General features: G+C 44.4%; 15 protein-coding genes. 3 read left to right on the forward strand and 12 right to left on the reverse strand.

Annotated elements, in window-relative coordinates:
* Window positions 1-5 precede the first annotated feature (5 nt).
* Entirely contained in the window at window positions 6-1,406 is a 1,401-nt protein-coding gene (locus H0S56_RS12975) for a hypothetical protein (RefSeq protein ID WP_195725239.1), read from the forward strand.
* A gap of 93 nt (window positions 1,407-1,499) precedes the next feature.
* On the forward strand, window positions 1,500-2,609 hold the full coding sequence (locus H0S56_RS12980) for a hypothetical protein (protein WP_195725240.1): 1,110 nt from the start codon (window positions 1,500-1,502) through the stop codon (window positions 2,607-2,609).
* Window positions 2,610-3,006: 397 nt separating this feature from the next.
* Here the strand turns inward: H0S56_RS12980 and htpG are convergent, their stop codons facing one another.
* The 5 genes from htpG to H0S56_RS13005 all read right to left on the reverse strand — a co-directional run bounded on the left by htpG (window position 3,007) and on the right by H0S56_RS13005 (window position 8,878).
* Window positions 3,007-4,926, reverse strand: a complete 1,920-nt coding sequence (htpG, locus tag H0S56_RS12985) for a molecular chaperone HtpG (RefSeq protein ID WP_195725241.1) — start codon at window positions 4,924-4,926, stop codon at window positions 3,007-3,009.
* A 163-nt stretch (window positions 4,927-5,089) separates the two neighbouring features.
* A complete protein-coding gene (locus H0S56_RS12990) occupies window positions 5,090-5,434 on the reverse strand; it encodes a lysozyme inhibitor LprI family protein (RefSeq protein ID WP_195725242.1) in 345 nt (114 codons plus the stop codon).
* Between the two features lie 175 nt (window positions 5,435-5,609).
* Complete coding sequence (locus tag H0S56_RS12995; protein WP_195725243.1) at window positions 5,610-6,200, reverse strand: OmpW/AlkL family protein; 591 nt, start codon at window positions 6,198-6,200, stop codon at window positions 5,610-5,612.
* A 331-nt stretch (window positions 6,201-6,531) separates the two neighbouring features.
* Window positions 6,532-7,896: a Na+/H+ antiporter family protein gene (locus tag H0S56_RS13000; RefSeq protein ID WP_195725244.1), complete on the reverse strand. Its 1,365-nt coding sequence runs from the start codon at window positions 7,894-7,896 to the stop codon at window positions 6,532-6,534.
* A 100-nt stretch (window positions 7,897-7,996) separates the two neighbouring features.
* A complete protein-coding gene (locus H0S56_RS13005) occupies window positions 7,997-8,878 on the reverse strand; it encodes an alpha/beta fold hydrolase (RefSeq protein WP_195725245.1) in 882 nt (293 codons plus the stop codon).
* A gap of 117 nt (window positions 8,879-8,995) precedes the next feature.
* On the opposite strand from H0S56_RS13005, the gene H0S56_RS13010 reads away from it, so the two are divergent.
* Window positions 8,996-9,490, forward strand: a complete 495-nt coding sequence (locus tag H0S56_RS13010; protein ID WP_195726093.1) for a DUF4442 domain-containing protein — start codon at window positions 8,996-8,998, stop codon at window positions 9,488-9,490.
* Between the two features lie 57 nt (window positions 9,491-9,547).
* Here H0S56_RS13010 and H0S56_RS13015 read toward each other — a convergent pair whose 3' ends face one another.
* The 7 genes from H0S56_RS13015 to rplK all read right to left on the reverse strand — a co-directional run bounded on the left by H0S56_RS13015 (window position 9,548) and on the right by rplK (window position 21,227).
* Window positions 9,548-9,913, reverse strand: a complete 366-nt coding sequence (locus H0S56_RS13015; protein ID WP_005108070.1) for a hypothetical protein — start codon at window positions 9,911-9,913, stop codon at window positions 9,548-9,550.
* Between the two features lie 201 nt (window positions 9,914-10,114).
* Entirely contained in the window at window positions 10,115-14,305 is a 4,191-nt protein-coding gene (gene rpoC / locus H0S56_RS13020) for a DNA-directed RNA polymerase subunit beta' (RefSeq protein WP_004278609.1), read from the reverse strand.
* Between the two features lie 153 nt (window positions 14,306-14,458).
* Window positions 14,459-18,547 (reverse strand): DNA-directed RNA polymerase subunit beta, encoded by a 4,089-nt coding sequence (gene rpoB, locus H0S56_RS13025; protein WP_005102827.1) that lies wholly within the window; start codon window positions 18,545-18,547, stop codon window positions 14,459-14,461.
* A gap of 307 nt (window positions 18,548-18,854) precedes the next feature.
* Window positions 18,855-19,220: a 50S ribosomal protein L7/L12 gene (gene rplL, locus H0S56_RS13030; protein ID WP_004278611.1), complete on the reverse strand. Its 366-nt coding sequence runs from the start codon at window positions 19,218-19,220 to the stop codon at window positions 18,855-18,857.
* 48 nt (window positions 19,221-19,268) lie between these two features.
* On the reverse strand, window positions 19,269-19,775 hold the full coding sequence (gene rplJ / locus H0S56_RS13035) for a 50S ribosomal protein L10 (RefSeq protein WP_005095272.1): 507 nt from the start codon (window positions 19,773-19,775) through the stop codon (window positions 19,269-19,271).
* Window positions 19,776-20,099: 324 nt separating this feature from the next.
* A complete protein-coding gene (rplA, locus tag H0S56_RS13040) occupies window positions 20,100-20,795 on the reverse strand; it encodes a 50S ribosomal protein L1 (protein WP_004278613.1) in 696 nt (231 codons plus the stop codon).
* 3 nt (window positions 20,796-20,798) lie between these two features.
* Window positions 20,799-21,227: a 50S ribosomal protein L11 gene (gene rplK / locus H0S56_RS13045; RefSeq protein WP_195725246.1), complete on the reverse strand. Its 429-nt coding sequence runs from the start codon at window positions 21,225-21,227 to the stop codon at window positions 20,799-20,801.
* Window positions 21,228-21,256: the final 29 nt, after the last annotated feature.

Consider the following 21,256-nt stretch of genomic DNA (forward strand, 5'->3'; position numbering starts at 1 on the left):
AAAAAATGAATGCTTTAGAAAAAGCACACTTAATTAAAGAACTACATGGACTGGCGCAGCAACTGGAGCATAAAGTCCTGCCTTTCTATGAAATTGCCCGTTCTAAAAAAAGGATACGCGATATTTTTAATCTGTGTGATGAGCCTATTTTCAAAACCCAGATTTCAGCATTTAAAGCCCGCACTCAGCCTGAACTTGTCGCCTACCAATTTTCTGCTAACACGTCTTATCATCTAAGCTTCCGTGGCTATTTCAATGAAATTGTACTACTTGAAAAAGCGCTACATGCCCATCCGGAATCAGGCTGGGCTGTGTTACATCATCCCGAGCATGGCTGGCAAATCTGGCTGCTTCCGGCTCCGCAAGGCCTCACCCTGCACAGTCAATGGGATGAACTGCAACATTGTTATCGCTGGCTGTTGCAACAACAGCAGCGGTCTGCTTGCCTGAAACAGGATCCGCCCTTGCTGGTCGTACCTGCTTTATCCCTGAACGAAGCTGAGACCAGCTTAAATGCTGCAGCAACCACCAAATATCATCGGGGACAGCCGAGAGCAACAATTCGTGCGCTGGAACTCAGTCGCTCAGATGAGCGTCCTATGCAGACACAGGCTGAACTTGAGGCAACAGATCCTCAGCTCAAAGATGAAATAACAGTTCCACCGGAACAGATCATGCCCTCTAAACCGGTTGAATTTCCTGTAGAGATCCAGTTAGGCGAACTGAGCGCTCATGTTCGTTCTTTAGGTTTAGAAGATGCCAATATCCAGCGGCTCTGTGCTTTAGAACTGGGGACCGATCTCGAACATCCAGTTTATCTGGATATCGCACTGTATTATGCAGCAGAAGATAACTGGCAGGCACGCCAGGTCTATCTGGTTGAACAGCTGAATCTGCAAGGTCAGTTTGTTAAATATCTGATGCTCTTAGGGGTACCGAGTCAGTTGCAGGCCCACTATTGTATTAACCATTGGCTCGGCCAGCATCAACGCCAAGCGGCTGCAATTAAATCACTGGCCTGGTCTGCTTTAAGCGACAATTTCATGCAACTGGAATCCTTTGCAAAGGCTTACGTGCAACAAGCTGAAACAGTCTGGACCCAGCCAGATTACTACCCGTTTATACCAGCGCATTTCATCCAGAAGCAGAAATTTATCTCATTTGAAGAAGCCACTGCTGATTTTTCTACCCCTATGCTCTTGCTACAGGAACATCAAAAAAATCGAGTGATTCATGGTGAAAAACGCCTCTCGCTTGCACAGGATGAACTGGCCTATCCACACCTCTTGCTGCAACGTGACAAAGGGCTCAATTGGCAGAATATTCACAATATTATTTTAACAATGCCACAACCCATCCAGGTACTGGATCTTTATCGGGAAATTCAGTCTCAAATGATTGAATAATTGCTGTTATTTTGTAGCTTTAACTTGCTTTCTAAGGCCATTTTTTAGAACACTACAACTAACCTATAAGAATACAAGAGCAACAAATACCTCATGCAAATAAACAGGATTACTCAAATCTTACTGCTTTCTTTAGGCTTAGGAATGAGCGCTAGCATGTCTTGGGCAGACTCAATAACAGATGTGCCTGACAGCCCAACAAATACAGAGTCAAGCCCATCAGGATTACTGGATCAGATTCCGCGTTTGATTGATGCGACACCCACCGTGTTACCAGAACAATCGAATGTCGCAATCGTACCCAGCACGCAAGAAACCGAGCACTTGTCCTGGACGGATCGGCAGCAAAAACAGGTTCGGGAATGGGCAGATCGTACTGCACATAAAATTGATAACTGGTTTGGGGAAACCAATCCGGATCAACCAGCTGCAGCCACACTACGGATTATTTTAGATAATCGCTGGGATGAACATGAGGACTATGAGATCAAGCCCCGAATTCGTGGCAAGATCAAACTTCCAACTCTGGAGAAAAAACTGAGTCTGGTTTTTGGTGATGACAGCCTGGATAACGAATTAGACAACAATGTCGCGATTACCAATGAAAATCCCGCCACTGCCGGAGATAAACATCTGGATAGTAAACGCGCACGAGAAGATAACAGCTCTTTTGCTTTACGCTGGTCAGAATGGTCTGACAGGCTGCCCTTCGAGAGCGATCTTGATCTGGGTTTACGCTCTGGGGATGATATTTATCTGCGGGTTAAGGCCAGCAAGGACTGGACCCTTGAAAATGACTACTCCTTTCATGCCGAACAGATTTATCGCTATGGCACCCAAAGTGAAAACTATTTGCGTACCAACCTGGAATTGACCCACGCCCGCCCCAATCAGGCCTTTCTCTCCAATCAGCTCAGCCTGACTTATGCAGATGATCAAGATGACGATCTGACCTGGGACAACTATACTTTTAGACAGCACCAATTTTTTCACAATAACCGTTTCAGCTACGGGATTTATACCGGAGGTTATCTGAATGACAAGGATCTGCGTCTCAACCGCTGGGGTCCCTATGTGTCCTGGAGACAACCTTTTTTACGTGAATGGTTTTTTGTCCAGACCGATCTGAACTATCTGAATGATCATCGCGAGGATCGTGACCACTATGTCGGGGCTTTGGTACGTCTAGAAGCCTTGTTTTAAACCCAAACGCAATAAAGATATAAAAAATCCCTCCGGAGAGGTAATGCTGATCAGTTAAGGAGTTTAGAAATAAACTCCTTAATTTTTAGTAGAGTCTTATTGTTTTAAATCAAAATTCTGCAGCTCATTTTTTACTTTGGTTTCGCCCAAATGAGAAGCGAAGCTTCGCAAGGAAGGCATCTTGCGGAGTAATACTCCTCATCCGCAAAACTCGTCAGCCACTATCAACTAGCAAATTTATCGTAGAAACAATCATTTTTTAATGTAGTCCGGCCTCAAACAGTTGTGGATGACTTTCCCACATATCAACTACAGTCATGAATTTAAAAAGAAAATGCCAGTCAATTTCTTAACTGACTGGCATTACTCCGAAAAGGGATTTTTTATAGCTGTACCATTAAGCCAGCAGCAAGCTATTAATACGCTTCACATATTCAGCAGGATTTTCCGGTAATCCACCTTCTGCAATCACTGCCTGGTCAAAAATCACATTGGCCAGATCATCAAACTGCGCTGCCCCATCCAGTTTTTTCACCAACGGATGTTCCGGGTTAATTTCCAGAATCGGCTTGATATCCGGCACAGGTTGACCTGCATCTTTCAGCATACGAATCAACTGCGGAGACAACTCGCCTTCCCCCGTCACCAGACAAGCCGGAGAATCGACCAGACGCGTCGTCACACGCACTTCCTTAGTCTTGTCTTTCAGTGAATCCGTCAGTTTATCCACCACAGGTTTAAACTCTAATGCAGCGGCTTCAAGTGCTTTTTTCTCCTCGGCATCCTGAAGGTCACCTAAGTCCACTGCACCCTTAGACACATTTTGCAACGGCGTACCATCGAACTCATTCACAAAGTTCATCGCCCATTCATCCACGCGTTCAGTCATCAATAGAACTTCAATGCCTTTTTTCTTGAACAGTTCCAGCTGTGGTGAATTTTTCGCAGCATTCAGGCTATCTGCAGTCACATAATAGATGGCTTTCTGGCCCTCTTGCATACGTGCTTTATAGGCTGCCAATGAAGTGTTGACCTCATCATTATTCGATGTTGCATAACGCAACAGCTTCAGGATACGTTCACGGTTACTAAAATCTTCACCCAAACCTTCTTTCAATACTGAAGCAAATTCCTGATAGAAAGTCTTGAAGTTCTGCTGGTCTTTTTCATCTTCAGATTTGGCCAGATTATCCAGAATGGTCAGGATACGGCGAGTGTTACCTTCACGAATGGTTTTGACATCACGGCTTTCTTGCAGTAATTCACGACTGACATTCAATGGCAAATCGGCACTGTCCACTACCCCTTGCACAAAGCGCAGGTAGTTTGGAATCAGGTTATCCGCATCATCCATAATGAATACGCGTTTTACATACAGCTTGATGCCCGCTTTAGATTCACGGGTGAAAATATCCTGAGGTGCTTTGCTTGGAATATACAATAACTGGGTATATTCAGTGCTGCCTTCGACGCGGTTATGCGCCCAGGCCAATGGTGCTGCAAAGTCATGGCTTAAGTTTTTGTAGAACTCGACATACTGCTCTTCAGAAATCTCAGACTTGTTACGAGTCCATAAAGCGCTGGCCGAGTTAATCGCTTCCCATTCATCGGTCTTGACATACTGACCACCTTTTGGAGTTTCACCTTCAGCCGCTTCTTCTTCCTGCCAGACTTCTTTCTGCATCTGGATTGGCAAGCTAATATGATCTGAATATTTATTGATAATCTGCTTCACTTTATAGCTTTGCAGATAGTCCAGTGCGTCTTCACGCAGATGCAGGATAATATCAGTACCACGGCCTTGTTTGCTGATCTGTTCAACTTCGAACTCACCGGTTCCGCCACTAATCCAGCGTACGCCTTCAGAGACATCTGTGCCGGCACGACGCGATTCTACCGTAATCTTGTCAGCCACAATAAAGCCGGAATAGAAACCGACACCAAACTGACCAATCAATTGAGCATCGGCTTTTTGATCACCCGTCAGTTTAGACATAAAGTCTTTGGTGCCTGATTTGGCAATAGTCCCTAAATTATCAATAGCTTCTTGTTCGCTTAAGCCGATCCCGTTGTCTGAAATGGTAATGGTTTTATTGTCTGCATCCAGACTGACACGAACGCGCAGATCAGGATCATTTTCATAAAATTCGGGATGGTTAATCCCTTCAAAACGTAATTTGTCACATGCATCTGAGGCATTCGAGATCAATTCGCGTAGGAAAATTTCAGGGTTTGAATAAAGCGAATGGGTCACGAGATGTAGTAACTGAGCCACTTCAGCCTGGAAACTATGTTTTTGTGCGCTAGACTCGCTCATTAATCACTCCTTTTATTTTAAATACAGGTCAATACTGTTGCCTATATGAATGGAGTGAGTTACTAAATTTTCAATAGCCAGTTGGATATTTTTTCTCAAGATATTTTATAAAGGATCGCTTGATCTAAAATGGCTTGCATTTGTAAAGGCTTAAGTTTAAGCCTTAATAAGGCCCAAGCTTATAAATACGTTGAAATTGCAGGTCTATTTGCTGCTGGCGCATATTATAGACCTGACTCAAACAAGACACAGATTCCTGACAGCGGTCACGGAACTGTAGCCATTTCACCTGATCGCGCTGGATCACCGAACGGGTTCCCATAGGCACCATACGGCGTAAAATATGATAGCTGGTACTCATCTTGACATCGGCATCATTGAGCAGACGATGTTCACAAATCGCTTTCTCTGTCACGGTTTCAGCTTTCTGACAATCAAAACTTGCCGCATAGGCAGACCCTGCCAGCAGGGTGAAGAAGATCACAATACCTTGGCTTAAAAACTTCATGCTGATCTTCCTTATTATTCAATTATTAAGTCGTATTCAATTAATATTTACTTTATTCGTTTTAATATAGTTGAACATTGCCGATCTGCTCAATTTCAATAAGTTATAAATCGTTGTTATTTTGAAAAAAAAGCCTCATTTAAGATGAGGCTTTTTTGTTGATTAAGGTTAGAATTTAGAACTTGTAGCTATAACCGATCGTGTAAACCCAAGGATCAATATTCAAGTCGAATTTAGTATTATCAGCATCATCTAAAGTCACTTCAGGACTCAAATCTGCATAGCGCACGTCAGCAAATACTCCCCAGTTTTTGGCATCGGCTGGCTGATAATTAAAGCCAACCTGACCTGCCAAACCAAATTCCTCTTTCACATCTTTAGCCAGACCTTCTTCATCCCAAGCAATAAAAGCTGTGCCACCTACACCAATATATGGCGTAAAACGTGTTGCATTTTTAAAGTTATATTTAGCGGTAATTGTGGGTGGAAGATGCTTAATCTTGGCAATTTTCCCTAGACCCTGAGCAGAAATGTCGTGATTAAATGGCGTAGCTAATAAAAGTTCTGCAGAGATATTGTCATTAAAAAAGTATTCAACCGATGGCGTAAAACCATATTCTTGATCCGCTTCTACGACTAAACCTGGTGCAATTTCAGTGTCACTTGATGGTGCTAAAGAACTGGCACCAACTTTCACCTGCCATTGACCTGCCATCGCAGATGCAGAAAGACCGATTAATGCAATTAGAGCAGCTTGCTTTAACATTTTAAAATACCCCACAGGAAGAATAATTATTAAGAAAATAAATCTTAATTAATAATAAACACGAGGGAAAATAATATGCAATAAGGATTATAAAACTAATTTTAAATTATTATTTAAAATATTGATTTAAAAAATAATTTATTTTAAATTTACTAGATTGGTTGGTTTTAAATACCAAGTATATTAATCAGATAAATATGGCTTTATTCAGAGTAAAATAATCAGGTTTATATTAATTTTTATTTAAACATATATTTTAAATACATCTTATTATTTATTTTAAATCCAGATGAATCTGCTCCAATAGATATCAGAGCAGATTGAAATTGACTTACAGAACCATGGCTGCAATCCAGCCAAAAATCATTAACGGAATATTAAAGTGAATGAAGGTTGGAATCACACTATCCTTCATATGATCATGCTGACCATCCATATTCAGACCAGAAGTTGGGCCTAAAGTTGAATCCGAAGCTGGAGAACCGGCATCACCCAAAGCTGCTGCAGTTCCGATAATCGCAATGGTCGCCGCAGGGCTAAAACCGAACTGGATACACAGCGGTACATAGATGATGGCCAGAATGGGAATGGTTGAGAAAGACGAACCAATGCCCAATGTGATCAGCAAACCAATCAACAGCATCAGGAAGGCAGCCAATGCCTGACTATTACCAATCCAGTTTACTGATGCTTCAACCAAGGTTGGTACCTGATTAGTCGCTTCAATCACCGCGGCAAAGCCTTGTGCTGCAATCATGATAAAGCCAACTAGCGCCATCATGCGCATACCGGTAATGATCACATCATCCGCTTCTTTCCATTTAAAGATCCCGGCACAACTCAGGATTGCTACACCGACCAGACCGGCCAGAATCATCGAGTCTGAATAAAGCTGTACCGCCAATGTTGCTATGACTGCAAGGCCGGCCATCCAAATGGTAAATTTGGCAATCTGCGGTTTAACCTGCTCAGCCACACCTAATTCAGCGGAAATACTTTGCTGTTCCTGGACATGAATATCTTGATATTGACGTGGTTTGCGATAGCTAATAAAGATCGCCACCAATAAGCCCACAAACATACCGAATACTGGAATTGCCATCGCAGATGGAATCTGGTCATAGCTAATTTCAAATCCATATGGCTTACCAAAAGTATTGATGTTATGACCCAGAATGTCATTCAGGAAGATGGCACCAAAACCGACCGGAATCAGCATATAGGTGCCTACCAGACCAAAGGTCAGCAAACAGGCAATCAAACGACGGTCGAGCTTTAAGTGGTTAAATACAGCCAATAGTGGCGGAATCAGTACCGGAATAAAGGCAATATGCACGGGAATGACGTTCTGCGAGAACACGGCAGCAATGGCGACTGTGAAAAAGATCAGATATTTCACCCGGTTTTGCGCTTTAAAATCGGCCTCACCTTTTAAGGTACTGATCATTTTATAAGCCAGCAAATCCGGTAAACCCGAACGCGCTAGAGCCAAAGCAAATGCACCTAAAATACCGTAAGCCAAGGCAATTTTGGCACCACCACCCAAGCCATTGTTAAACGCGTCCAAGGTTCCCTGCAGGCCCAGACCTGCCAATAAACCACCTGTAACAGCACCAATGACCAGGGCAAAAACCACAGGTACACGTGCCAACGAGAGTCCGAACATGACTCCAATAGCAGCAAGAATTGCGAACATAATGAATCGGAATAGAGAGAAAGCGGCTATTTTATCAGAAAATGCGGATAAAAATTCCGCCACTTTTTTCTGGTCGGGTCATGTTTCGCGGAGTGGCCTGTCAATGAATGTCAGCAGATTTACGCTGAATAAACTCATCAATCAATTGAGCCACTTGCTCCGGCTGACTTAGAATCGCCCAGTGATTGGCAGCCAGTTCTACTTTGGAGAAGTCATCCGCCCATTTGGACATCTCATCGACCAGATCTGGCCCGACAAACTGGTCATATTTCAGCACAATTGCCTGTACCGGACAGATGGCAAAACGCTGCCGTGGTTGAGCTAAGCGTGGCAAAAAATTGGCCCGATACAGGTTCACACCATATTTGCCATCTTTGACAATATGCGGGTTGAGTGGCAGATCATCGTGTCTTTCTAGTTGCTGCACGATCTTGCCCCAACGCTGCGGATTAAAAAAATTCCAGGCCAACGGCGCCACTAAAGGCAACTGAAACATCGCGATATACCAAGATTTGCTCATTTGCTTTAAAAATTTTGCTTTGTTTTGCTGGAACTGTTCACGCATCCAGAAAGCGGCATGATCCAGACATGGCCCAGACAAGGTGCTATAAGACAGAATTCGCCCTTTAAAGCGTGGATCGGTGACAGATTCCCAGGACTGAATTGAGCCCCAGTCATGCGCAGCCAGATGAAAAGCTCGATTCGGCAATACCTTATTCACCACCTCTTCCAGATCCTGACTTAAACGGGCCAAGCGGTAATCGGAGATTTTTTTGGGAATACTGGACTCCCCTGCGCCACGGACATCATAAGTCACCACAAAATAATCCTGACTCAAATGAGCAATGACTGGCTCCCAAACTGCTTGATGATCAGGATAGCCATGAACCAGTACCAAGGCTGTTTGTTCGGGTTGTCCATAAGTTTTGACACAGAGACACTGCTGATCCGTGGTATCGACCCATTGCACTTGTGTTTCCATCTTTTGATCCTGTTTTTATTATTGACCACTTAGTTTATAAATCGGCATGATTGATCAATGCCAGCGCATTTTTGTTGCTCTAGTATGCATAATCACAGCCGCAAAAAGAATGTCAGTATGAGCCTATTCCAGAAAATTCAAAAACTGCCTCTGGTTTCAAAATTTATTCTGAACCGTTATGCCCCTTATCGTGGTGCAGGCATCGAAATTGATAAGATTGATTTTAATAATTATCATGTTCGGGTCAAAATGCCGCTGACCCGTAAGAACCAAAATATTGTCGGTGTGCATTTTGGTGGCAGCCTGTATTCGATGGTTGATCCCTTTTATATGTTATTGCTAATGCATCATTTGGGGCCGAAGTATCTGGTCTGGGATAAAGGCGCCAGCATTCAGTTTTTGGCACCGGGTCACGGCACAGTGGTGGCGGATATTCGGATTTCTGCTGAAGAAATTACCACGATTATCAATCTGGCGGCCGATAATGCGCCAGTGTATCGACATTATCAGCTGAATATTTATGATGAAGCCGGGGTCAGAATTGCTGAGGTAGAGAAAACGGTCTATATCCGGCGGAAACAGAGCAAAGGGAAAATTAACGCTCCTAAATAAGATAAAAGCGCCACATTGGCGCTTTTAAATCTAGATGAATCTGAAGTAACTTTCGACTTAACGACGACGGTTATCCTGTTCAATCGCAGCACCGGCACCACCACCGATTGCACCACCAATTGCAGCACCCGCATTACCACCGAAGATGCTTTTACCGACTGCTGAACCAACAGCACCACCTACACCACTATAGGTCGCATTACGGTTTGAACCGCCTTGGGATTTACTACCCACTGCCGCACCGGCACCACCACCAACAGCTGCACCAACGCCACCGCCGACTTTATTACCGACACCACCACCGACTGCACCACCAAGGGCCGCAGCACCGATCCGTTGCTCATTGGCAGACATACTTTCACAACCCGCCAACATAAAGGTGGAAAGAGTGGCAACTGCCATAACACCCATTAATTTTTTCATGACCTTGGCCTTCCTGTCTTGCTTTAATTAAGCTTATCTTCATTTTATGAAACTAAAATTTGTAGCGTGTTACTTCTCTCGGTATTCCTGCTGAGTTTTGTAAATATCAATGGATTATTCTTCTGTTCAAGATGTCTTATTTATAAATTTCAGACAAAAAAAGACGCCCGAAGGCGTCTCTTTTCTCAGCTTTAACTCGAATTAGAATTCTTCGTTAAATGCCTGACTTAGAGCTTGGTCTACATCAGAGAAGTCATTGTGCAGTTCAAATTCTGCAGCTTCTGCTTCTTGACGACGACGCTCCAGGTGGTAAGCCAAACCTGTACCCGCTGGGATCAGACGACCTACAACCACATTCTCTTTCAAACCGCGTAAATCATCTTCTTTACCTGTTACAGCCGCTTCAGTTAACACACGCGTGGTTTCCTGGAACGATGCAGCAGAGATGAACGAGTCAGTAGAAAGCGATGCTTTGGTAATACCCATCAATTGACGTTCAAACTTCGCAGGGAACTTGTTTTGTGCAAGAACTGCTTGGTTTTCTTGAACAACGCGGATGTAATCCACTTGTTCGCCTTTGATGAAGCTGGTATCGCCGCCATCAGTGATATCAACTTTACGCAGCATTTGACGTACGATGACTTCAATATGCTTGTCGTTGATTTTTACACCTTGCAGACGGTATACGTCCTGAACTTCGTTCACGATGTAGTTTGTAAGCGCAACTTCGCCTTTCAAACGTAAGATATCGTGCGGGTTCTGTGGACCATCAGAAATAGTTTCACCACGGTTCACATGTTCGCCTTCGAACACGTTAATGGTACGCCATTTCGGAATCAGCTCTTCATAAATCTCAGAGCCATCATCCGGCGTAATCACCAGACGGTTCTTACCTTTGGTCTCTTTACCAAAGCTTACAACACCCGACACTTCTGCAAGGATTGCATGCTCTTTCGGCTTACGTGCTTCGAACAAGTCAGCTACACGCGGCAGACCACCGGTAATATCACGGGTACGTGAAGTTTCTTGTGGTACACGACCGATGACATCACCGACACCAATCGTTTCGCCATCGCGAACAGAAAGAATCGTGTTCTGTGGCAGGAAGTAGAACTGTTCACCACCATCAACGGTATCCAACACAACAGCAGGACGCAAATCTTTACCTGACGCAGGACGTGAAGTCACTGGCAAGATTTCGATGGTTGACATACCTGTTGCATCATCAGTTTTAGAAGTAACCGTCACGCCATCAGCAATCTGGCTGAAACGTACTTTACCAGCAACTTCTGTTACCAATGGATGTGTATGCGGATCCCAAGTCGCCACAATACCGCCTGCTTCTACAGCTTCGCCATCTTTCAGCAAGATAGACGCACCGTAAGGCAGTTTATAGCGCTCGCGCTCACGACCTAAATCATCCGCAATACCGATTTCACCTGAACGTGAAGTCGACACCAAATGACCTTTGGCATGTTGTACTGTTTTCACGTTGTGGAAACGTACTGTACCTTGGTTACGAACTTGTACACTGTTTGCAGCAGAAGTTCGGCTCGCAGCACCACCGACGTGGAAGGTACGCATCGTTAACTGTGTACCTGGCTCACCAATCGATTGAGCTGCCATTACACCAACAGACTCACCCGGGTTCACCTGATGACCACGTGCTAGGTCACGACCGTAACATTTCGCACATACACCGAAGGTAGACGCACAGTTCACGACTGAACGTACTTTAATTTCGTCGACACCCTGGCTTTCGATAAACGTCGCCAATTTCTCGTCAATTAACGTATTACGTGGAAGCAGAACTTCGTCTGTACCTACACGTTTCACATCTTCAGCAACCACACGACCCAATACTCGTGCACCCAGGTTTTCGATGACATCGCCACCTTGAATGAACGGAGTCATGACCAGACCGTCATACGTACCACAATCCGGCTCGGTAATGACCAAGTCTTGCGCAACGTCTACCAGACGACGAGTCAAGTAACCAGAGTTCGCAGTCTTCAATGCTGTATCGGCCAAACCTTTACGCGCACCGTGTGTCGAGATGAAGTACTGAAGTACGGTCAAACCTTCACGGAAGTTCGCTTTAATAGGCGTTTCAATGATCGAGCCATCCGGCTTCGCCATCAAACCACGCATACCCGCCAACTGACGAATCTGAGCTGCCGAACCACGGGCACCTGAGTCAGACATCATATAGATCGAGTTGAATGATTTTTGCTTCTCGTCTTCACCCTGTTTGTTTTTAACAGTCGTGAATGACAAGTTGTCCATCATCGCTTTAGCAACCTGGTCATTGGTACGCGCCCAAATATCGACCACTTTGTTATAACGCTCGCCAGCAGTTACGAAACCTTGTTCGAACTGTTGTTCGATTTCACGAACTTCAGCTTCCGCTTTACCAATAATCGCTTGTTTTTGCGGTGGAATAACCATGTCTTCCATACCGACAGATACACCTGAACGCGTCGCTTGACGGAAGCCCAAGTACATCAATTGGTCAGCGAAGATAACAGTATCTTTCAGACCCAATTTACGGTAGCAAGAGTTAATTAACTTAGAGATGTTTTTCTTAGTCATCTCAACGTTAATTTGCTGGAAATCCATACCTTCAGGCACAACTTCCCAAAGTAGGCAGCGACCAGGCGTCGTATCTACAATAATGGTTTGCTGTTCACGGTTACCATCTTCGTCGATCACAGTCTGGTGTACACGTGCTTTAACGCGAGCGTGTAGATCAACCTGACCTGTTGCCAGTGCACGGTTTACTTCGTGAGTATCCGCAAACACCATGCCTTCACCTTTGGCATTGATTGCATCACGCGTGATGTAATACAAGCCCAAGACCACGTCCTGAGACGGTACGATGATTGGCTCACCGTTCGCTGGAGACAGAATGTTGTTCGTCGACATCATTAACGCACGCGCTTCAAGCTGAGCTTCAAGTGTTAATGGTACGTGTACCGCCATTTGGTCACCATCGAAGTCGGCGTTAAACGCAGCACATACGAGTGGGTGTAGACGGATCGCTTTACCTTCGATCAGGATCGGTTCAAATGCTTGAAGACCCAAACGGTGAAGAGTTGGCGCACGGTTCAACATCACTGGATGTTGACGAATCACGTGAGCAAGAACGTCCCAAACTTCTGGCGTCTCGCGCTCAACCATTTTCTTCGCAGCTTTAATGGTGGTTGCTTGACCAGAAGCTTGTAGTTTCGCAAAGATGAATGGCTTGAACAGTTCAAGGGCCATTTTCTTAGGAAGACCACATTGGTGCAAACGCAGGTTTGGACCAACAGTAATGACCGAACGCCCTGAGTAATCGACACGTTTACCCAATAAGTTTTGACGGAAACGACCTTGCTTACCTTTGATCATGTCTGCCAAAGATTTAAGCGGACGCTTGTTCGAACCGGTAATTGCACGACCACGACGACCGTTATCCAGCAATGCATCTACAGACTCTTGTAACATACGTTTTTCGTTACGTACGATGATGTCTGGCGCTGCAAGGTCAAGAAGACGCTTCAAACGGTTGTTACGGTTGATCACACGACGGTAAAGATCATTCAGGTCAGAAGTCGCGAAACGACCACCTTCAAGTGGTACAAGCGGACGAAGATCTGGTGGAAGAACTGGAAGTACAGTTAACACCATCCATTCTGGCTTGTTGTTCGAATCGTTGAATGCTTCCATCAACTTCAAACGCTTAGACGCTTTTTTCAGCTTGGTTTCTGAAGTTGTCACAGGAATTTCTTCACGAAGACGCGCAATTTCAGCTTCAAGATCGATGTCTTTCAACAAGTCTTGAACTGCTTCAGCACCCATTTTCGCTGTGAATTCATCACCGTGTTCTTCTAATGCATTGAAGTATTCTTCATCATTTAGAAGTTGGTATTTCTCAAATGGAGTCATACCCGGATCGGTCACTACATAAGATTCGAAATACAATACACGTTCAATATCACGTAGCGTCATGTCTAATAATAGACCGATACGGCTCGGTAATGATTTTAAGAACCAGATGTGGGCAACTGGAGACGCCAGCTCGATGTGACCCATACGTTCACGACGAACTTTCGCAGTTGTTACTTCAACGCCACATTTTTCACAAATGACGCCTTTGTATTTCATACGCTTGTATTTACCACACAAGCATTCGTAATCTTTCACTGGACCAAAGATTTTGGCACAGAACAAACCATCACGTTCAGGCTTGAACGTACGATAGTTAATGGTTTCTGGCTTTTTAACTTCACCGTGAGACCATGACTTAATCATTTCTGGTGACGCAAGACCAATACGGATGCGGTCAAACTCTACAGGAGCATGACCGTCTGAATCCGTCTTTTTGCGCATGATATCGAGCAAGTCTTTCAATTTTTTTCTCCGTGTGTTGTGGAGATTTTCACTCAACAACTGGGTCACAAATATTGTTTTTTAACTGAATTTTAATCCCCCTCAGTCCCCCCTTTGTTAAGGGGGAAGCCCCTCTTTATCAAAGAGGGGTTTGGGGAGATTCAATGGAACTAATTAGTCACCATTTTTCAGTTCAATGTTGATACCTAAAGAACGGATCTCTTTGGTCAATACGTTGAACGATTCAGGCATGCCCGGGTCCATATAATGGTTGCCATCTACAATGTTCTTGTAGATACGGGTACGGCCTTCAACGTCATCCGATTTCACAGTCAGCATTTCTTGTAGCGTATATGCTGCACCGTAAGCTTCTAGTGCCCAGACTTCCATCTCACCGAAACGCTGACCACCGAATTGTGCTTTACCACCAAGCGGCTGTTGCGTTACTAGAGAGTAAGAACCAGTTGAACGCGCATGCATCTTGTCATCAACCAAGTGGTTCAGTTTCAGCATGTACATGTAACCTACAGTTACCGGACGATCGAAACGCTCACCAGTACGACCATCATATAATACGGTCTGACCAGTACTAGACAGGCCTGCAAGTTGTAACAACTCTTTGATCTGACCTTCTTCAGCACCATCGAATACCGGAGTAGCCAAAGGCACGCCAGCACGCAAGTTGCCAGAAAGTTTCAAGATTTCTTCATCAGTCAAGCTATCAAGATCTTCTTGCTCGCCACCAACTTTGTTGTAAATCTTGTCTAGGAAATCACGAAGCTCAAGTACAGTACGTTGCTCTTTCATCATCTTGTCGATTTGATCGCCAAGACCTTTCGCCGCCATACCCAAGTGAGTTTCAAGAATCTGACCCACGTTCATACGCGATGGTACGCCCAGCGGGTTCAATACGATATCAACAGGTACACCGTTGGCATCATGTGGCATGTCTTCTACCGGCAAGATGTTTGATACAACACCTTTGTTACCGTGACGACCCGCCATCTTATCACCCGGCTGGATGCGACGTTTTACAGCAAGATAAACTTTAACAACTTTCAATACACCAGTCGTCAGTTCATCGCCTGTAGAAAGTTTGCGTTTTTTCTCAGCAAATTTCTCGTCAATTTCGAAGCTCTTCTCTTTCAAGAACACTTGAATTTGAGTTAAACGTTCAGCAATTGCTTCATCAACTGGTTGAATTTCAAGAAGATCAACAAGCTCTAAACCAGACAACACGTCTTCAGACAGTTTGTCGCCACGTTTAGTTGTACCGCCACCATTCGACTCTTGGCCGTTAAGTAGACGGATTACACGTTCACGTGCAGCTTCTTCGAAGATTTTGAATTCTTCTTTCAAGTCTTTACGGTATGCATCAAGCTGTGCTTTTTCAATTGCTTGAGCACGTTCATCTTTTTCAAGACCATCACGTGTAAACACTTGAACGTCAATCACAGTACCTTTCGTACCCGATGGAACGCGTAAAGATGAATCTTTTACGTCAGCCGCTTTTTCACCGAAGATTGCACGTAGCAATTTTTCTTCTGGAGTAAGCTGTGTTTCACCTTTAGGGGTTACTTTACCAACAAGGATATCGCCAGCAGTTACTTCTGCACCGATGTAAACGATACCTGACTCGTCCAGTTTAGACAGAGCAGCTTCACCCACGTTCGGGATATCGGCAGTGATTTCTTCCGCACCCAGTTTGGTATCACGTGCGACACATGACAATTCCTGGATATGAATCGAGGTTAAACGGTCTTCTTGAAGTACACGCTCAGAAAGTAAGATCGAGTCTTCGTAGTTGTAACCGTTCCAGGTCATGAACGCAACGCGCATGTTTTGACCCAGTGCTAGCTCACCGCCATCAGTCGATGGACCATCAGCCAGTACATCACCACGACCTACTTTATCACCTAGGTTCACAAGAACTTTCTGGTTGATACAAGTGTTCTGGTTCGAACGGGTGTACTTGATCAGGTTGTAGATATCTACACCTGCTTCACCTGCGATCATTTCGTCTTCATTCACACGAATAACCACACGAGACGCATCAACAAACTCGATACGACCACCACGCTGAGCGATCACACATACACCTGAGTCATGTGCTACGTTCGCTTCCATACCGGTACCTACGAGTGGTTTGTCAGCGATTAACGTAGGAACAGCCTGACGTTGCATGTTTGAACCCATCAATGCACGGTTGGCATCATCGTGTTCAAGGAACGGAATCAGTGACGCAGCCACAGATACAACCTGCTGAGCAGATACATCCATATGGGTTACTTTTTCAGGAGGAATACGTACGAAGTCACCTTGATGACGAACAGATACAAACTCTTCTGTTAAGTTACCGTCTTTATCCATTGCAGAATCGGCCTGTGCAATGACAGTACCTACTTCTTCAATCGCAGACAGGTATTCAACTTCATCTGTTACACGACCATCAACAACCTTACGGTATGGGGTTTCCAGGAAACCGAAGTTGTTACATTTCGCATAAACAGAAAGCGAGTTGATCAAACCAATGTTTGGACCTTCCGGTGTTTCAATTGGACATACACGACCGTAGTGAGTTTGATGTACGTCACGTACTTCAAAGCCTGCACGTTCACGCGTCAAACCGCCGGGACCAAGCGCAGAAACACGACGTTTATGCGTAATCTCAGATAACGGATTGTTTTGGTCCATGAATTGAGACAACTGGCTTGAACCAAAGAATTCCTTGATTGCAGCAGCAACAGGCTTCGCATTGATCAAATCTTGTGGAGACAGGTTGTCAGTTTCAGCTTGTGATAAACGCTCTTTAACAGCACGTTCTACACGAACCAGACCTACACGGAATTGGTTTTCTGTCATTTCACCAACAGAACGAACACGACGGTTACCCAAGTGATCGATATCGTCGACTTCACCTTTACCGTTACGGATTTCAACTAATGTTTTTAATACATCAGTGATATCTTCGTTCGAGAGAATGCCTTCAACTTCACGTGATTTCTGGTCTGTACCCACTTCGTAAGGACGACCCAAACGACGGTTGAACTTCATACGACCAACTGGAGACAAGTCATAGCGTTCAGAAGAGAAGAACAAGTTGTTGAATAGGTTTTCAGCAGCTTCTTTTGTTGGTGGCTCGCCCGGGCGCATGACTTTGTAGATTTCTACCAATGCTTCTTCACGATTGCTCGTTGTATCTGCACGTAGAGAATCTGCAACGAATGAACCGCGGTCGATATCATTAGTGAACAGAATATTGAACTGCTTCACGCCGCCTTCTGCAATTTTCACCATGATTTCATGGCTTAATACAGTATTGGCCGCAATCACATCACCATCTTTTAATGGGATGTCTTCAGCAGTGATACGCTCATACAGGTACTCATCAGGCACTGCAAGTTTTTCAAGACCTGAAGCTTCCATTTGACGTACATGACGCGCATTGATACGTTTACCTTGCTCAACAATTGCCTTACCATCCTTGTCCAGGATGTCAAATTGTGCCATTTCGCCACGCAGACGTTCAGGCACCAGGTCAATCTGGTAGCTACCCATGTCAAGATACACAGGTACTTTCTCGTAGAACATGTCGAGAATGTTTTCGTTGCTATAACCCAAGGCACGAAGCACCACAGTCGCAAGCAATTTACGACGACGGTCAATACGTACATAGACCAGGTCTTTGGCATCGAATTCAAAGTCTAACCATGAACCACGGTAAGGAATAATACGCGCTGAATAAAGGACTTTACCACTTGAGTGAGTCTTGCCTTTATCGTGGTCAAAGAATACGCCTGGTGAACGGTGTAATTGTGACACGATCACACGCTCGGTACCGTTAATTACAAAGGTACCGTTATCCGTCATCAATGGCATTTCGCCCATATAGACTTCTTGTTCACGTACATCTTTAATTGACTTCGTTTCACGATCTTTCAGGATCAAACGAATTTTTACACGCATTGGTGCTGCATAAGTTGAGCCACGAAGAATACATTCGCGTACATCAAACTCAGGCTTACCAAGACTATACTCAACAAATTCTAAAGCAGCATTGCCAGAATAACTTTCAATAGGAAAAACTGAACGAAATGCGGCTTGGAGACCGATATCTTCGCGGTTTTTTGGTGATTTGCCATCTTGTAAGAATGTTCTGTACGAGTCGACTTGAATCGCGAGCAAGTACGGAGCATCCATGACGCTAGGCAATTTACCAAAATTCTTACGGATCCGTTTCTTTTCGGTATATGAGTATGCCATCTGGAGTCCTCGGAAAGTGTAAACCAAGCCCGCCTGCAGAACGGGCTCAGAAGGAATTACGCTGGCCGATATGGCCACCACTCTTTACAAATGCTGCAATTTTTAGTGGTATTAAAACGCTTATCAATATTTTTTAATGAAAAATATTGGTAAACGTTTGTTCATTATGTTTATTTTCAATTTGTATGATTTTTATATCATGCAAACAAAAATCGAGCCGATTATTGTAACGCAAAAAGGCTGATGACCCAAGAGCCATCAGCCAATTTTTGGAGCCGATTATAAAAAAACCGGCTCCCTTAAGAAATTACTTAAGAGTAACTGTAGCACCAGCTTCTTCAAGTTTCTTCTTAAGCTCTTCGCCTTCTTCTTTAGAAACGCCTTCTTTAAGAACTGCAGGAGCGCCTTCAACCATGTCTTTAGCTTCTTTCAAGCCAAGGCCAGTCGCTTCACGAACTGCTTTAATTACAGCAACTTTGTTCGCGCCGAAAGAAGTCAATTCAACATTGAATTCAGTTTGTTCTTCAGCAGCAGCAGCAGCTGGACCAGCAGCAACAGCTACAGCAGCAGCAGATACATTGAATTTCTCTTCGAAAGCAGAGATAAGTTCAACAAGTTCAAGAACAGTTTTTTCAGCAACTGCGTTTAGGATTTCTTCGTTTGTTAAAGCCATGAGATTAACTCCAAATGGGTATTGAATGATGTGTGTTTAAGTTTGAGCTTAAGCAGCTTCTGACTCGTTTTTCTCTTGAAGCGCTGTAAGTAAGCGGCCCAATTTCGAAATAGGAGCTTGAAGAACGTTTGCAAGCATAGTAAGCGCTTTCTCTTGGTTCGGAAGATTCGCGATAACGCTAACTTCTTCGCCTTGATAAAGTTTGCCATCAAATGCAGCAGCTTTAAGTTCAAATGCTTTATTAGTTTTAGCGAATTCTTCGAACAAACGTGCAGCAGCACCCATGTCGTCTTCAGAAGTCGAGAAAGCTAAGATTGTTGGGCCAACAAGGTTGTCGTTCAAGATATTGAATTGAGTATCTTGAAGAGCGCGTTTAGCCAAAGTGTTACGCACGATACGTGTGTGAACACCTAGTTTACGAGCTTCAACGCGAAGAGCAGTTAATTGCTCAACAGTTAAACCTTGATAGTCAGCAACAACAGCAGCAAATGCAGTAGAAGCAACTTCAGTTACTTCAGCTACGATCTGTTTTTTGCCTTCGATAAGAAGAGCCATTGTAAAACCTCCTAACGGTGATTTATGTACTTACGCGAAGTACACTCCCAATTCGTTAATCCATCACTGGACTAACACGCGGAGGATGAACAAATCACACCACCGCGTCTACGCAGGCTGGACGATTAAGAGCGAAGCATAAAACTCCCCTCGCCCGCGGTCTTTGACGCTGATAAATTTTCATTTATCAATTCAAAGTTTGCCTAAATTATCCCCTCTCCTTTTAGGAGAGGGCTAGGGAGAGGTTTAACCCTCTTCCCGACCTTCTCCCAGAGGGAGAAGGAGACATCTTCAGGGCTTTAAAATTCTGTAATAAGTCGAGACTTATTTAGAAACGTTTGCTACATCAACGATCAAACCAGGACCCATAGTTGAGCTCAAAGTGATCTTTTGAATGTATACGCCTTTAGACGTAGCAGGTTTCAAACGCTTCAAGTCAGCAACAAGTGCTTCAACGTTTTGACGAACAGCAGCAGCTTCAAAACCTACTTGACCGATCGCAGCGTGGATAATACCAGCTTTGTCTACGCGGTAACGTGCTTGACCAGCTTTTGCATTTTTAACTGCAGTAGCAACGTCAGGAGTTACAGTACCCACTTTAGGGTTTGGCATTAAGCCACGTGGACCAAGGATCGTACCAAGTTTACCTACAACGCGCATTGCATCTGGAGCAGCAATTACTACGTCAAAGTCAAGGTTACCCGCTTGGATGCTTTCAGCAAGATCGTCGAAACCAACAACGTCTGCGCCTTCAGCTTTAGCAGCTTCAGCAGCAGCACCTTGAGCGAATACAGCTACACGTACAGTTTTACCAGTACCTGCAGGAAGTGTAGTCGCGCCACGAACAACCTGGTCAGATTTACGAGGATCAACACCTAGGTTTACCGCGATATCTAGAGATTCTTTGAATTTAGGAGCTGGAAGGCTCTCTAAAACTGCAACAGCTTCTTCTAGCGTGTAAACTTTGTGTGCTTCTACAGCAGCTACAATCGCTTTTTGACGTTTAGTTAATTTAGCCATGTCTTAAAGCTCCACTTCCAAGCCCATAGAACGCGCAGAACCAGCAATGGTACGTACACGTGCCTCTAAATCAGCACCAGTCAAATCTGGCTCTTTAGTAGTCGCGATTTCTTCGATTTGAGCACGAGTCAACTTACCAACTTTAGTTTTGTTAGGTACAGCTGAACCCTTCTGGATACCAGCAGCTTTCTTAAGAAGAACAGCAGCAGGTGGAGTTTTCATGATGAATGTGAACGACTTGTCGTTGTACACAGTGATCACGACTGGAATTGGCAGACCAGCTTCAACTTTTTGTGTCGCAGCATTGAATTCTTTACAGAATGCCATGATGTTCACACCACGTTGACCTAGTGCAGGACCAATCGGTGGAGATGGATTCGCTTTACCAGCTGGAACTTGCAGCTTGATATAGCCGTCAATCTTCTTAGCCATTTCAAATTACCTCTGGGTGCAAACGCCGA

Origin of the sequence: Acinetobacter lwoffii, from assembly GCF_015602705.1 — a bacterium.
In the GTDB taxonomy this organism is placed as follows: Bacteria; Pseudomonadota; Gammaproteobacteria; order Pseudomonadales; family Moraxellaceae; genus Acinetobacter; species Acinetobacter lwoffii_E.

What these genes read in the sequence shown, in the direction of transcription:
- H0S56_RS12975 (WP_195725239.1), top strand. Translation starts at nt 6, where the DNA reads ATGAATGCTTTAGAAAAAGCACACTTAATTAAAGAACTACATGGACTG.
- H0S56_RS12980 (WP_195725240.1), top strand. Translation starts at nt 1,500, where the DNA reads ATGCAAATAAACAGGATTACTCAAATCTTACTGCTTTCTTTAGGCTTA.
- htpG (WP_195725241.1), bottom strand. Translation starts at nt 4,926, where the DNA reads ATGAGCGAGTCTAGCGCACAAAAACATAGTTTCCAGGCTGAAGTGGCT.
- H0S56_RS12990 (WP_195725242.1), bottom strand. Translation starts at nt 5,434, where the DNA reads ATGAAGTTTTTAAGCCAAGGTATTGTGATCTTCTTCACCCTGCTGGCA.
- H0S56_RS12995 (WP_195725243.1), bottom strand. Translation starts at nt 6,200, where the DNA reads ATGTTAAAGCAAGCTGCTCTAATTGCATTAATCGGTCTTTCTGCATCT.
- H0S56_RS13000 (WP_195725244.1), bottom strand. Translation starts at nt 7,896, where the DNA reads ATGTTCGCAATTCTTGCTGCTATTGGAGTCATGTTCGGACTCTCGTTG.
- H0S56_RS13005 (WP_195725245.1), bottom strand. Translation starts at nt 8,878, where the DNA reads ATGGAAACACAAGTGCAATGGGTCGATACCACGGATCAGCAGTGTCTC.
- H0S56_RS13010 (WP_195726093.1), top strand. Translation starts at nt 8,996, where the DNA reads ATGAGCCTATTCCAGAAAATTCAAAAACTGCCTCTGGTTTCAAAATTT.
- H0S56_RS13015 (WP_005108070.1), bottom strand. Translation starts at nt 9,913, where the DNA reads ATGAAAAAATTAATGGGTGTTATGGCAGTTGCCACTCTTTCCACCTTT.
- rpoB (WP_005102827.1), bottom strand. Translation starts at nt 18,547, where the DNA reads ATGGCATACTCATATACCGAAAAGAAACGGATCCGTAAGAATTTTGGT.
- rplL (WP_004278611.1), bottom strand. Translation starts at nt 19,220, where the DNA reads ATGGCTTTAACAAACGAAGAAATCCTAAACGCAGTTGCTGAAAAAACT.
- rplJ (WP_005095272.1), bottom strand. Translation starts at nt 19,775, where the DNA reads ATGGCTCTTCTTATCGAAGGCAAAAAACAGATCGTAGCTGAAGTAACT.
- rplA (WP_004278613.1), bottom strand. Translation starts at nt 20,795, where the DNA reads ATGGCTAAATTAACTAAACGTCAAAAAGCGATTGTAGCTGCTGTAGAA.
- rplK (WP_195725246.1), bottom strand. Translation starts at nt 21,227, where the DNA reads ATGGCTAAGAAGATTGACGGCTATATCAAGCTGCAAGTTCCAGCTGGT.